The organism is Pseudomonas sp. FG13, from assembly GCF_057809755.1.
Window position 1 is genome coordinate 291,222 of the sequence record NZ_JBMDKO010000001.1, and the last position, 13,402, is coordinate 304,623.

Consider the following 13,402-nt stretch of genomic DNA (forward strand, 5'->3'; position numbering starts at 1 on the left):
CTTTATGACTTCGCTTTTCTTATCCCGGACGCCTCAGGCGGCCACCGGTCTGGAGCAACTCATCCTGGCGGTGGACCTCGGCACCTCCGGTTGCAAGTGCGCCCTGGTTTCACTTGAGGGTGATATCCGGGCCTGGGCGTTTCACAGTGTGCCGCTGCATGTGAACGGGTTGAGCGTCGAGCAGGAACCGCAAGATTGGTGGAATGCTTTTTTGCGAGGAGCCAACGAATTGCTGAGCGCTGATCCCGTCAGGCGGCGCCAGGTGATCGCCGTATGTTGCTCCACGCAGGGCGAAGGCACGGTGTGCGTGGATCGGGACGGCGTGGCCATTGGGCGTGCGATGTTGTGGCTGGACAAGCGGGGGGCCGGGGCGGTCAAAAAACGCATGGGAGGAGGGCGGTTCAGCCTGGCCGGGTACGGGCCGCTCAAGCTCTGGCGTTCACTGCGTCTGACGGGTGGCGTGGCCTCGTTGTCCGGCATGGACGCCGCCGGGCACATGGCCTACATCCTTGATCACGAGCCGGAGCGCTATGAGCGAACCTACAAATTCCTCAACGTGCTCGACTACATGAACCTGCGCCTTTCGGGCCGCTATTGCGCCACCAGCGACTCGATGTTGACGGCATGGATCACCGACAACCGTGACCCTCACCACATTCGCTACGACGGCGGCCTGGTCAAGGCCTTGGGGGTCGAGGTCGACAAACTGCCCGATCTTGTCAGGTCCACTGATGTTATTGGCACGTTACGCCCGGAGCTTGCCGAGACCCTCGGATTGTCGCCTACCACGCAAGTTGTGGCAGGCGCCGTCGACACCTCGGCAGTGGCTGTCGGTGCCACCGTCAGCGACTTTGCCCCGCACCTTTATCTGGGCACCTCGTCATGGGTGGGCGCACACGTCCCGTTCAAGAAAACCAGCGTGCGTCACCACATCGCCGCGGTGCCCAGCGCGGTCAACGGCCGCTACCTGGCGATGGCCATGCAGTCGGCGGCGGGCGCGAACCTTTCATTCCTGCGCGACAAGGTGCTTTACCACCCCGACGAGCTGTTGAGTGATGAACAGCAACCAGACGTCTACGCCTTGCTTGATCGCATCGCCGCGCGGGTGCCGCCAGGTTCCAGGGGGTTGATCTACACGCCCTGGCTGTGCGGCGAACGCTCGCCGATCAGTGATCCCAGCCTGCGAGCCGGCTTGTTCAACCTGAAGCTGGAGCACTCACGGGAAGACATCATTCGCGCCTTCATGGAAGGGGTCGCGCTCAACACGCGCTGGATGTTCGAACCATTCTCGCGCTTTCTCGGCCAGCCCAGCGACGTGATCGTGGCCACCGGTGGCGGCGCCCAATCGGAGGTGTGGTGCCAGATCATGGCCGACGTCTGCGGGCGCGTTATCCAGCAGCCGCAGAACGCGATCCAGACCAATGCCCGCGGGGCTGCGTTCATAGCGGCGGTGGCGTTGGGCAAGCTGCAGTTTCACGACCTTCCGAGCCTGAAACGTCCGCATCGCCTGTTTGAACCGTCCGGCGCCACCCGTGCGCTGTACGACGATCAATTCGCCACGTTCCAAGAGGTACGCAAGCGTCTCGCGCCGCTTTATCGGCGCCTGAACCCCACACAGGAGACTGCCTCATGAGTCATGTCCAACAACAAATCGTCGAGCTATCGCAGCATCTGTGTCACCGCGGCTTTTTTGCGGCGACTGGCGGTAATCTCGCTTTGCGCATCGATGCGCAGCACATCGCCGTCACGCCGTCGGCTACCGACTATTTCACCATGCGTGCGGAGGATGTCTGTGTGCTGCGTCTCAAGGATCTGGCACAGCTCTCCGGTGACCGCGCGCCCACGGTCGAAAGCGGGCTGCATGCAAAAATTCTGCGGGCGCGCCCGGACGTGCAGTGCAGTATCCACACCCATCAGCCCGTGGCCAGTGCCTGCACCTTGCTCGGTGAGCCGCTGGATGTACCGAACCCGGAGCTGTGGGCGTCCCTGGGCAAACACATACCCTTGGTAGGGTACGCACCCTCAGGCTCAAGTTGGTTGGCCGGCAAGTTCGGCAGGACCATTCGCTGGGATTACAACGCCTACCTGATGCGCAACCACGGCGTGCTGTGCTGTGGTCCGGATATCGAGACGACCCTGTCGCGCCTCGAGGATCTCGAGACCTTCTGCCGCGACTACCTGCTACGTCATATCAACGAACAGTCCCGTCATCAGGCGCAGTCACCTGCCGCCGTGGCACGCCTGGTCGACGCCCTGATGCGTTCCAGCGCTGTCGATGCTCACCCTTCTTCCGAGACCCCATTATGAACAAGCCTCTTGATCCCATCACATTGCCTGCGGTGACAAATTCAGCGGTTTCGCAATGGCCGGATGTCGACTCGCTGTATCGACGTTTCGATGCGTTGGTCAAGCAACCGATTCGCCCCCTGAAGCGTGAAGCGCTGAGCAAGGTCATGGGCTACTTCGACGAACGCTGCCAGGGTTCCAGGCGGCTCGCTGAGGAGGCGAAAAAATTCATACCGGGGGGGGTGCAGCACAACCTCGCGTTCAACCATCCATTTGCGCTCGCCATCGCCCAGGCCAAGGGTGCGCACCTAACCGACGTGGACGGCAACCGCTATATCGATTTTCTGCAGGCGGGTGGACCGACCCTGCTGGGCTCCAACCATCCGGCCATTCGTGAGCAGGTCAATCGGATTCTCGATGAATGCGGTCCGGTCACCGGTCTGCTGCATGAGTATGAGGTGAAGCTGGCGCAGTTGGTCTGTGAGGTAATGCCTGGCGTCGATATGGTGCGTCTGCTGGGCTCTGGCACTGAAGCAGTCATGGCGGCGGTGCGTCTGGCGCGTGCTTATACCCGCAAGAAATGGGTGATCAAGATCGGCGGTGCGTATCACGGCTGGAGCGACCAATTGGTGTATGGCATGCGATTGCCGGGCACCGGTCGTATGGAGGCCGTCGGTATTCCACGCGGCGCCACGGCGCACACCCAGGAGAGCCCGCCGAATAACCTCGATGCGTTGCGCCGTCGCTTGCAGATCAATCGCCTGCGCGGTGGCACGGCGGCGATCATGGTGGAACCTTTTGGTCCGGAAAGCGGTACGCGGCCTGTACACCCGGACTTTAACCGTCAGCTGCGCAAGCTGTGCGACGAGTTCGATACGCTGCTGATTTTCGATGAGGTGGTCACCGGTTTCCGTGCCGGCTTGGGCGGTGCTCAAGGTTATTTCAACGTGATGCCGGACATCACCGTGCTAGGCAAATGCCTGACCGGTGGCTACCCCATGGCGGGTGCGATCGGCGGGCGCCGGGATGTCATGCAGCTGCTTGCGGGCGGCATCGGCACCTCTGCACGACGGGCCTTTGTCGGTGGCACGCTGTCGGCCAACCCGCTGTCCTGCGTGGCCGGTTATTACGCCTTGCTTGAGGCGCGCAAACTGGATGCGCCTGCCTTGGCGGGACGCGCCGGCGACCGCATGCGCAAGGGACTCGACGAGATCATCAACCGTCGTGGCCTGCCTTACGTGGCCTATAACATGGGCTCGATCGTGCACCTGCAAACCTCGGGCGTGCTACTGCTTGACACCAGCAACCCTCTCAAGCTGCTGCGCGCGCGCAATGAAGCCAAGTCGCGGAAGCACATGATGGAAGAGATGGGCGCCGCTTATACCGCGCACGGGTTGATCACGCTGGCCGGCAGTCGGATCTATACCAGCCTGGCCGATACCGACGAAGTCATCGACGACGCGCTCGAGCGATTCGACGCCGTTTTTCAATTGGTGTGAGGTGAGCGCGATGCAAGAAGTACTGCGACAACAATGGCTGGAACTTCAGCAACGGCTGGTCAGCCTGGTGGAGGCAGGGAGCAGCTTTTCCTTGCGCATCCCAGGCAAGGAACGCATGTGGTGGGGACAGCTGGATGATCCGGTCCCCACTTGCATCGACTGGCCGGTGCATGTGCAGGGTGACAGCCAGACCCACCAGGCGATCTACCGCGCACGGGCCGATGTGGGCGCCGTTCTTCTGGGTGGGGGCGACTACACCAGGAGTCTGGGGGATTTTGGTGGGGTCATGCCGATCCTGTTCGATGAGCAAGCTCGGCATATTGGTCATATGGGCGCACCGGCGGCTTCAGACCAGGAGATCGCCACCGCACTGCAGCGTGGCGGCAATGCAGTGTTGATCAAGGGCGTGCCGGCGACCCTGGGTACCACCGGCACCCGCATGGCACTCAACGCGCAGCTGTTTGAAAAGTGCGCCAAGGCATTCACCCTTGCCAAGGCGTCTGGCATCAAGATGACGCTGCTGCCCTGGTGGGTGGTTCGGGTTGCCAACAGCCGATTGATGAAAGATGAACAGCGCGCGACGCAATGTTTCGCCCGAGGCGAAATTCCGCCGGAAAACCGTGGTTACTGAAAACCCTTCAAGAGGTGTAGCGCCATGCATGTGTTGTCCGCTGTTTCCCGTAAACACTTGAGTGCAGCCTTGACGTTGGGCTCAATCGCCGTATTGATGGTAGGCCTGCAACCCTTGCTGCTGGGAGAGTTGCTGGCGCAAAACCGACTTTCGCTCGAAGGTGTCGGTTTGGTCGCAATGGGAGAAATCCTCTCGCTGGGATTGGGCGTTGTCCTGGGCGATTTACTGCGTTCGGTGTTTAGTCTGCGTCTGATCACGATTGTCGCGATCCTGGGCGCATCGGTTATGGATCTGGTTACAGCCAGTACCACCGGGGACGGCGCATTGGCGCTGATACGGGCGTTGGCCGGGTTGGCTGAGGGCCTGCTGTTATGGGGAACCGTGAATCTGATTGTTCAGGGTCCTGCACCAGACCGTGTGGCGGGCGTATTCATGGTCGTGCAGACACTGGGCCAGGCGCTGGTAGCGGCGGTGTTGGCGTATTGGATACTGCCCATGCATAGCGCGTCTTATGGCTTTGTCTTTTTAGGTGTACTGACGGCGGCTTCCTTGGTATTGGTCCGGTGGCAGCCCAGCCGCCTGGCAAACCAGCAAGAACAGCGAGCTAATGATTCCGGTTTTGGTTGGAGTCTCAAACACTTGTTATTGCTGGGACTGGTCTTTATGCAGCTTTCCGCCATCGGCGGGCTTTGGGCCTATCTCGAGCCGTTAAGCAAATACGTGGGGCTTGACGCACAAAACGCACAATTACTCATTTCCGGCACGCTACTGATGCAGGTATTGGGTGGGTGCCTGGGTATCCTCCTGGTGCGCCGTATCTCGGACTTTTCGTTGTTGGCGGGCGCTGCGCTCTTGTTGGGCGGCATTGCGTTGGGCATGTATTTTTCTGTCGATATGGGCGTCAGCGTATTCCTGGTGCTGTGCGGATCGTTTGGATTGGTTTGGCTGATGCTGACGCCTTTCCAAGTCCGTATCGCGCTTCAGATAGATCCCTCGGGACGAATCGCTGCGCTGGTGCCAGGCATGCAATTGCTGGGGTGCGCTTTCGGGCCCTTGATAGCGTCGCAGTGGGTAGTGGGTGAGAACGCCGAGTACGTCTTGCTGGTCAGTGCTGTGTTCTCGCTGATTGCGCTGATCCTGGTTGGCTTGCTTCGACAGTGCCCGACGAGCAAGCGCGTCAGTTTTGCCCGCAAAGTGGTCCTGGTAGTCGGGGCGTCTTCAGGCATGGGGCGCGGCCTGGCAGTGCGTCTGGCGCAGGAAGGCGCCTGGGTAGTGGCCACGGCCAGGCGCAAGGAGCTGTTGAATGCCCTGCAACTGGAAATCACGCTTCAAGGTGGAAAGTGCGTGGCCCTGGCCGCGGATGCGCTGGATGAGCAGGCGGCGGCCGGCCTCGTGGAGGAGATCGTCGAACTGTACGGTCGCCTTGATGTGGTCGTGCTCAACGCAGGCGGAGCCCCCGCGTTGGATATGCGCGAAATGAAAGCCGCGGATGTCACCGCGTACATGCGTTCGAACTACGATGTGGTGGTCAACTACCTATTCCCGGCCTTGGAACAGATGAGTCGGCAGGGGCATGGACTGGTGGTGCAAACCAATTCTCTCGCGGGCTTTCTGGGTGTGACGTTGCAAGGCCCTTATAGCGCCGCCAAGGGCGCACTGCGCTTGTTGATCGACACTTGTCGCATCGAGTTCGGCGGCCGGGGGATTCGGTTTCTATCGCTCTACCCGGGTTTTGTCGCTACAGCGCAAACCGCAAACGATGGTATGCCGGCACCCTTGGAAATCTCAGAAGCGGCCGCCGTCAACCACATGCTTTACGCCATGCGCAGCCAGCGCTGGGATTACCTGTTTCCCTGGCCCATGAGATGGCTGATCCGGTTGGCAAGGGTCCTGCCCAAATCAGTCACGTTGTGGGTCTTGCGAAAGGAGCTGCCAGGATCGCAACCAGACAGACCAAGCGAGCAGGCGATGTCGTTGAATAAAACGATCTGAATCCGGCGCATCAGTTCGAGTTGATTGGCGACGTGTTGACCCTCAAAGCCGTCGCTGCTCTCCTGGCCAATCAATGACCGTTATCCCAACCGACAGTGAGCCAAGACGATGCGCACGACACACTATAAGAACTTTGCAGAGTTTTACCCGTTCTATTTGAGCCAACACTCAAAGCGGACATCACGGCGCCTGCATTTTGCAGGGTCTACCCTGGCGCTGGTATTGGCTGCTACGGCGCTGGCGACGCAATCTTGGGGCTGGTTGCTTCTGGCGTTCGTACAAGCCTATGCCTTCGCCTGGGTGGGGCATTTTTTCTATGAACACAACCGGCCTGCAACCTTACGGCATCCCCTGAGCAGTTTCAGGGGAGACTGGAAAATGTGGTGGGACATGCTGACCGGCAGGCTACCGTTCTGAATCGCGGCCGTGAACGTTCATCGATGGACCTTCACGGCCCCGTCCGTCTGCGCTGCGTGAAACGCCCAGTGTTCAAGGTTTTTGTTGCCGGGACACCATGCCCCAGGTGCGCGGCGTGAACAGCAGTACGTAGAGCACAGGGATCAAACCCAGTGTCACCAATGTCCCCAGCGCCAGGCCTCCCATTAGCGTGATCGCCATGCCTTCCCACAGTGGCCCGGCGAAGAGCATCAGGGGGATCAGCCCGATAATGCAGGTCAGTTTGGTCATGACGATGGGGCGCAGGCGTTTCACGGCGGCATTCACCACTGCCTCGTACACCGGCAGGCCTTCATGGATTTCCGCCTCGATACGTTCCAGCAGCAGCACGGCGTTGTTCACGATAATTCCCGCCAGCGACAACAGGCCGAACGTGGCCATGAAGCCGAACGGGTAACCGGTGATCAGCAGCGCGACGGCAACGCCGATCAATACGAAGGGGATCGCGGAGACCACAATCAGCAGCTTGCGCAACGAATTGAATTGCCAGACGAACAGCAACAGCATGGCGATCAGCGCGTGTGGCAGGTACTGCAACAGCGCCTGGTTGGCGTCTGCCGAGTCTTCGATTTCGCCGCCCAGCTCAATGCGGTAGCCCGGCGGTAAGGCCAGTGCAGCCACCTGGGGCGCCAGCTGTTCGACAATGGATGTCGCCGTCAGCGACGGGTTGTGCCCGACCACGGTGATGACTCGCTCCTGATTGCGGCGTATCAGTGTGGACGGTTCGCTGGACGCGACGATGTGGGCAAGGGCCGACAGCGGCAAGGGTGTCGAGCCGTCGGCTGGGTAGACCAGGATCCCGCGCAGGTCGGGAGAGGCACTGTTCGCCGTCGCGAGCTCGCGTACCACCAGCGGCACACGGGTTTCGTTGTCCTGCAATGACGAGACTTGAATACCGCCGAAGTGCAGCTGCAGGGCCTGGGCGATGGCTTGGGTATCCACACCGGCGCGTCGGACACTTTGCTGGTCAACCTCGACGGTATAACGGGTCAAGCGCGTGCTCCAGTCATCGCGCACATCCAGTGTGCCCGGCAAGGTGCGCAGCGCTGTCTCGATCTGGCCGGCCAGCGTTCGCAACACGTGCTCGTCCGACCCCACTACTCGATAGATGGCGACACCGGCCTCTGTGGTGCCCAGGGAAAACCGTTTGGGTTCGGCTCGCAATTCAGGGTGCTGTTTGAGCAGATAGCGCCGCATATTGGCGATGACCGCATCGATATCCGTACCGACCTTGACGCTGACGGTGAAGTAAGCGGTTTCCGCAGCCGGCAAAGGCGGGTTGAGACCAAGCACGATACGTGGCCCGCCATCGGCGACGTAGCCGATGCTGTCGACCACCTGGGGTTCCTTGCTCAGCCACAGGCTGATCTCGCGCACACTTTGCAGGGTCTTGCGCGAGCCGCTGCCGGGTTCCAGGGTGATGGGCACCTGAAACTGCAACCGATCCGACTGGGGCAAAAAGTCATAGGGTACGCGCATCAATTCGAAAACGGCGGCGGCCAGCAACACCAGCATGGCAATCAGAAACAAGACTTTGTGCCGTAGCACCCGGCGGATGATGGCTCGATAGCCTCGGTAAAAACCGGTGTCATACGTTTCACCGGACGCCTCGTCGCGCGCGGCCTTGGCGAAATACAGGCACAGCAGCGGCGTAACGGTGATGCTCAATAACCACGAGCCGAGCAGAGTGAGGGCCAGTACGACGGCCAATGAGCGCAGGTATTCATTGGTGCTGGTCTGGCCGAGAAAGAACGGCGAGAACGCCAGCACAATCACCAGCGATGAGGTCAACAACGGAATGGCCAGGGTGCGTCCAGCCTCTTCGCAGGCCTGGCGTCGCGGCTCGCCGGCGTGCAGCCTGCGCTCGATGTCCTCGGCGATCACGATGCCATTGTCCACCAGCAAGCCGAGCGCGAGGATGATCGCGGCGATCGACACGGTTTGCAGCTCGACCCCGAGCATGCGCATGGCGATCAACGTACCCAAGATGGTCAGCGGTACAATGGCACCCACCACCAGCCCGGTACGCCACCCCAGGAACAGCATCACCACGGCCATGACGATGACCACTGTCTCGATCATCACATGCTTCATCTTGGCCATCTGCTGATCGACCACATCGGCCTGGAACGTCACCACATGCGCGGCAAAGCCCAACGGGAGCTGCTGCTCCAGCTGCGCCAAGCGATCGCGCAGTGCTGCTCCGAACTGATGAATGTTCTGCCCCGCAGCCATGGACACGGCAAGCACCACCGCGTCCTGGCCCTGGTACACCGCGGCGGTCTGTGGCGGGTCGGTGGCCATCACCGAAATGTGCGCAATGGCGCCCAGCGGTACCGATTGCGCGGCGCTGGTCGAGCCAGGCAGCTGGATGGGCAACTCGCGCAGTTGCTCCACGCTGAGGACTTCGCCGGTCACGGTGAGGGTGGTGATCTGCCCGCCAATGTCGGCAATGCCACCGGGCGCCAGCACATTCTGCTGCTGCAATTGCTGGAACAGTTGCTGTGGAGACAAGCCCAGCCCTGCCAGGCGCTGCGGGTTGAAATCGATCGACAGCTGTTGCTCCTGCACGCCGTGCAAAGTGACCTGGCCGATGCCGGGCAATCCGCCCAATTGATCGCGCAGGCGCTTCAACGGCCCACGCATCTCGCTCATGCTGTAGCCGGGCGCGGTGACAGCGATGGAGGCGACAGCGACACGCCCGAAATTGTCTTCGACAAACGGCCCTTGGGTGCCGGGTGGAAAGCTGGCGCCGGCTTCGGCGACTTTATTGCGTACCTGTTGCCACAGCACCCCCAGGTCCTTGATTTCATCGCGCGCAGTCACTTGGATGACCACGCTGCCGGGGTGGATCGTGGTCACGATATTTTTGATCTGCGACAGTTCACGCAGCTTTTCTTCCGTAGGCCGGGCCAGCAATTCTTCGGCGCGTTCGCTGGGAAGTCCGGGAAATTGGATACTCACCAGGGCATCGCGAATGGTCACCGAGGGCTCTTCCTGGGTCGGGAAGCTCAGAAACGTCGCCACGCCTGCGACCAGTATCAACAGGGCGGTGAATAACGTCAGGCGGCTCGCACCCAGCGCATGACGGGTCAGGTTGATCATTCGGTTGTGCTCAAACGGCTGGAGGACTGAAGCAGATTGACGGATTGGCCGTCATTGAGAAACGCGACGCCGGTGACGACCACTAGTTCGCCGTCCTTGAGGCCTTTGTCGATGGCTACGCGACCTTGCTCGATCAGGCCAATCGTAATATCACGCAGTGCGACTTTGCCCTGGACCGGGTCATAGACGAATACCTGTACCTGGCTGGCGTCACCACCCATTCGCAGTGCCTGGGTTGGAATGGACAGAGGAAGCGGGGCAGGGGACGCCAACCTGACGTTGAGGTTCACCCCGCTGGGTAGCGTGAGGTCGCTGGCGATCAGGCGAAAGCGTGCGCTTTGCAGCAAGCCGTTCTGCGCCCGCATCGACAGGCCTTCGAGCACCATCGGCATGACAGAAGCGGGCGCGGCCGGGTCGGCCGCCAATGCACGGTCTCCGGGTTTGAGGCCGGCGGCCTGCTCCACCGGGACTTGCACGATGACCTGCAACGCGCCGCTGGCCTCCAGCTCCATCACCACCTGGCCGGGAGACAGTTCGCTGTATAACTGCGCACGTCGGGCCACGATGACACCGTTAAATGGCGCAATCAGTTGGCCCTGGCGCTGATCACGTCGCACCAGCTCCAGCGCCGCTTCATCAGTTGCCTGCTGCGCGACGGCCGCCTGCCACGCCGCTTCGGCTTGCTCCACGGCGCTGGCCGCGACGCTGCCTTGGGCATAGAGCTGTTGCTGGCGGACCTTGTTGCGTTTGCGTTCGCCCGTCTGTGCCGTGCTGGCGAAGAAGGTGGCCTGCGCCTGTTTCAGGCGCAGCCGGACGACTGCTGTGTCAACGCTCGCCAGTACCTGGCCTTGTTTCACCGCATCGCCGACGTCGACGTTCAACGCCACCAAGCGGCCCGCACCTTCGAAGGCCAGCTCTGCGCGTTGGCGTTGGCGTACAACGCCGGTCAAGGGCGTCGCATAGGCCTCTGCCGTGCGCACGGCGGTGACCTTGATGGACCTTACGGCCTGCTCCTGCACGGGATTCTCGCGTGAGCAGGCGGCCATCATGAGGCAGGCAAGACCGAGCATCAGGTGAAGAGCCCAAGGACGAAACAGCTGAGGACAACGACGCATGCCTGGGACCTCGGTATCAGAAGGTGTAGTTGATCGCGAACATGCCCAGGCCTGCGTTTTCACGCGCGACCAGCGGGCTGTTGCTGGCCTGGTCGGTGTAACGGGACAGCGTCAGGCTGGCCAGCGTCGACCAATGCGCATCCAGCGTGTGCTGCCAGTTCAAGGCCGCGGAATAGGCATAGATCCCGGCATCGGCGCTGTATCGCCCGTAGAGGGAACGCTGGCTCTGTTCCTGGGTGACCCCGAAGAAGGTCTGGTTGTAGCGGCCATCGCCAGCATGGGCGTCGATGTCCAGGGCAAGCGTGTCGCTGTCGGAATGGAACAGGATGCCTTCCAGGCCAAATCGATAACGGTTGCCACGGTGCTCGCCGGCCACGCGCAGTTCGGCTTCGCCGCTGACCGACAGCCAGTCAAACAGTTGCTGGCTGAGGGTGAAGTCGGCGACGGTTGCGCCGTTGATATCGCCCATGCCGTCCAACTCGCGGCCGCCCGGGCGCGTGGTGCTGTCTTTTTCCTTGCGGCCCAGGTCGTAGTTGATCGCCGCGCTGGCGCCGAAACCGCTGTCGGATTGAAACTGCACACCGAGGCCGCGGGTGGTGTCGGCAAACAACACGCCGCGCTGGATGCTGAACATCGGCAGCACGAGCGCGCGGTAGCGGTCGGCGCCCATGTAGCGAGGCGTGACACCCATGCCAAGGCCCAGGGTCGCGGTGGTTTTGTCGGCCGTCGGGCTGGCGTCGGCCGCCTGCGCCGGGCTCGCGAGCGTGCAGGACATCAAAGCGGCGGCGCCCCAGAGCGCGGCGCGGTTGAGGGGAGTGGTCAAGTTCATGGTGAAACCCTTTCTGCGGAGGAAAACAGCGGTGCGCCGGACAGCGCGCGATACAGCGCCAGGCGGTTGAACAACAATTGATAGGTCGCCTTACGTAATTCGATGGCGGATTCAGCCAGGCGAATGGAAACCACCGGGTGCTCCGAACGCGCAGCCGCACCGGCGGCAATTTGCTGGTCGAGACGCTTGGACTTCAGCGCCGTCAACGCCGTCAGATCCATTTGCGTGGTGGCGTCGGCCAACGCTTGCTGGCGTTGGCTCAACAGGTCGGAAATTTCGCGAAAGGCGTCCTGCACGGTCTTTTCGTACTGGGCGACGGCTGACTGTTGGCGGGCGGTGGCCAAGTCCAGGTTGGCCCTGTTGCGGCCACCGTCGAACAGCGGCAGGTTCAGTTGGGGGGTGAACAGCCACGCGCCGCTGCCGGATGAAAACAAGTTGCTCAAACGCGGGCTGGCGATGCCGGCACCGGTGCTCAAGGTGATCGAAGGGAAGAACGCCGCACGCGCGGCGCCGATATTGGCATTCGCTGCGCGCAGGGCTTGTTCGCACTGGCGCACATCAAAGCGCTGCAACAGCCGCTGGGACGGCAGTTCGACCAGCCATGGCGGGGTACCAAGGTCGATGACCGAATCTTTCGTGGCGGCGGTCGAAGGTGCGACCTGATAGCCGGTGACCCACGCCAGCGCCTGCTGTGCGCGGGTGTGTTCGGCGCTTGCATCCTGCAATTGAAGGGCAGCACGCCGAACCTCCATGCGCTGGGTGTCGACCGCGTCCTGGGCGACGAGGCCTTCTTTTTGCTGGCCGTCGAGTACGCTCAGCAGCTGGTTTTGATTGTCAAGAATGGATTGGGTGTCGATCTGCACGCCCGCCTGCAAGCGCTCCTGCAAATACAGGCGCGCCACTTCAACGATCAGCGCCTTGCGTGCGGCCAGGGCGCCGTAGCGCGTGGCGAGGTAATCATGTTGCGCCGCCTCGGACAGGCTGCGGACCCGGCCGAAAAAATCCAGCTCGAAGTCCGATACCCCCACGGACGCCACCGCGATGTCCTGTCCATAACGTTCGTCGGTGGTCTTGTCGTGCAGGTGTTGGCGGTTGCGTTGCAGGCCCAGGGCCACGGTGGGCATGCGATCGGCGCGGGAAATGCCGTACTGGGCGCGGGCTTGCTCGACACGCAGCAATGCCAGGCGCAGGTCGCGATTGTAGTTCAGGGCTTGTTCAACCCGATGCAGCAACTGCGCCGATGAATCCAGGCCGGCCAGCAGCTGTTGCTCTTCCTCGGAAAGCCCCTCGACCTCATTGGTCGCGGAGGAGGGCGCGCCCGTCGTAGGTTCGCCTTGCAGGGTTTGCGGCACCGGCGGCACGGGCGTCTGGTACGCCGGCGCCAGTGAGCAACCGGCCAGCATGCCGACCAGCAGCAAAACCGCGCCGAGGCGTTTGGGCAGCTTGATAGGCTTGGACAGCGGTGCGGTGGTCGGCATAGGATCGGTTC

General features: G+C 61.8%; 10 protein-coding genes. 6 read left to right on the forward strand and 4 right to left on the reverse strand.

Going from position 1 to position 13,402, the window contains the following annotated elements:
* Positions 1-4: 4 nt before the first annotated feature.
* From ACODTO_RS01305 to ACODTO_RS01330, 6 genes are all read left to right on the forward strand, one after another.
* Positions 5-1,633: a xylulokinase gene (locus ACODTO_RS01305; protein ID WP_258632617.1), complete on the forward strand. Its 1,629-nt coding sequence runs from the start codon at positions 5-7 to the stop codon at positions 1,631-1,633.
* Positions 1,630-2,307 (forward strand): class II aldolase/adducin family protein, encoded by a 678-nt coding sequence (locus ACODTO_RS01310; protein WP_258632618.1) that lies wholly within the window; start codon positions 1,630-1,632, stop codon positions 2,305-2,307. The genes ACODTO_RS01305 and ACODTO_RS01310 overlap by 4 nt, the downstream gene beginning before the upstream one ends.
* On the forward strand, positions 2,304-3,785 hold the full coding sequence (locus ACODTO_RS01315) for an aspartate aminotransferase family protein (RefSeq protein ID WP_258632620.1): 1,482 nt from the start codon (positions 2,304-2,306) through the stop codon (positions 3,783-3,785). Before ACODTO_RS01310 ends, ACODTO_RS01315 begins: the two co-directional genes overlap by 4 nt.
* A gap of 10 nt (positions 3,786-3,795) precedes the next feature.
* On the forward strand, positions 3,796-4,416 hold the full coding sequence (locus tag ACODTO_RS01320) for a hypothetical protein (RefSeq protein ID WP_258632622.1): 621 nt from the start codon (positions 3,796-3,798) through the stop codon (positions 4,414-4,416).
* A 24-nt stretch (positions 4,417-4,440) separates the two neighbouring features.
* Entirely contained in the window at positions 4,441-6,408 is a 1,968-nt protein-coding gene (locus ACODTO_RS01325; protein WP_258632624.1) for an SDR family oxidoreductase, read from the forward strand.
* Positions 6,409-6,516: 108 nt separating this feature from the next.
* Positions 6,517-6,825 carry an Mpo1-like protein gene (locus ACODTO_RS01330; RefSeq protein ID WP_258632626.1) on the forward strand — a complete coding sequence of 103 codons (309 nt, stop codon included), beginning with the start codon at positions 6,517-6,519 and terminating at the stop codon, positions 6,823-6,825.
* 72 nt (positions 6,826-6,897) lie between these two features.
* Here ACODTO_RS01330 and ACODTO_RS01335 read toward each other — a convergent pair whose 3' ends face one another.
* The 4 genes from ACODTO_RS01335 to ACODTO_RS01350 are packed head-to-tail and all read right to left on the reverse strand — an operon-like array spanning position 6,898 to position 13,391.
* Positions 6,898-9,969 carry an efflux RND transporter permease subunit gene (locus tag ACODTO_RS01335; RefSeq protein WP_258632628.1) on the reverse strand — a complete coding sequence of 1,024 codons (3,072 nt, stop codon included), beginning with the start codon at positions 9,967-9,969 and terminating at the stop codon, positions 6,898-6,900.
* Entirely contained in the window at positions 9,966-11,084 is a 1,119-nt protein-coding gene (locus ACODTO_RS01340; protein WP_258632630.1) for an efflux RND transporter periplasmic adaptor subunit, read from the reverse strand. Before ACODTO_RS01340 ends, ACODTO_RS01335 begins: the two co-directional genes overlap by 4 nt.
* 16 nt (positions 11,085-11,100) lie before the next feature.
* Positions 11,101-11,913 (reverse strand): MipA/OmpV family protein, encoded by an 813-nt coding sequence (locus ACODTO_RS01345; RefSeq protein WP_258632632.1) that lies wholly within the window; start codon positions 11,911-11,913, stop codon positions 11,101-11,103.
* On the reverse strand, positions 11,910-13,391 hold the full coding sequence (locus tag ACODTO_RS01350; protein WP_258632635.1) for an efflux transporter outer membrane subunit: 1,482 nt from the start codon (positions 13,389-13,391) through the stop codon (positions 11,910-11,912). The genes ACODTO_RS01345 and ACODTO_RS01350 overlap by 4 nt, the downstream gene beginning before the upstream one ends.
* Positions 13,392-13,402 lie beyond the last annotated feature (11 nt).

Coding starts and splice junctions, on each gene's coding strand:
- ACODTO_RS01310 (WP_258632618.1), top strand. CDS start 1,630: ATGAGTCATGTCCAACAACAAATCGTCGAGCTATCGCAGCATCTGTGT.
- ACODTO_RS01340 (WP_258632630.1), bottom strand. CDS start 11,084: ATGCGTCGTTGTCCTCAGCTGTTTCGTCCTTGGGCTCTTCACCTGATG.
- ACODTO_RS01335 (WP_258632628.1), bottom strand. CDS start 9,969: ATGATCAACCTGACCCGTCATGCGCTGGGTGCGAGCCGCCTGACGTTA.
- ACODTO_RS01330 (WP_258632626.1), top strand. CDS start 6,517: ATGCGCACGACACACTATAAGAACTTTGCAGAGTTTTACCCGTTCTAT.
- ACODTO_RS01325 (WP_258632624.1), top strand. CDS start 4,441: ATGCATGTGTTGTCCGCTGTTTCCCGTAAACACTTGAGTGCAGCCTTG.
- ACODTO_RS01315 (WP_258632620.1), top strand. CDS start 2,304: ATGAACAAGCCTCTTGATCCCATCACATTGCCTGCGGTGACAAATTCA.
- ACODTO_RS01350 (WP_258632635.1), bottom strand. CDS start 13,391: ATGCCGACCACCGCACCGCTGTCCAAGCCTATCAAGCTGCCCAAACGC.
- ACODTO_RS01305 (WP_258632617.1), top strand. CDS start 5: ATGACTTCGCTTTTCTTATCCCGGACGCCTCAGGCGGCCACCGGTCTG.
- ACODTO_RS01320 (WP_258632622.1), top strand. CDS start 3,796: ATGCAAGAAGTACTGCGACAACAATGGCTGGAACTTCAGCAACGGCTG.
- ACODTO_RS01345 (WP_258632632.1), bottom strand. CDS start 11,913: ATGAACTTGACCACTCCCCTCAACCGCGCCGCGCTCTGGGGCGCCGCC.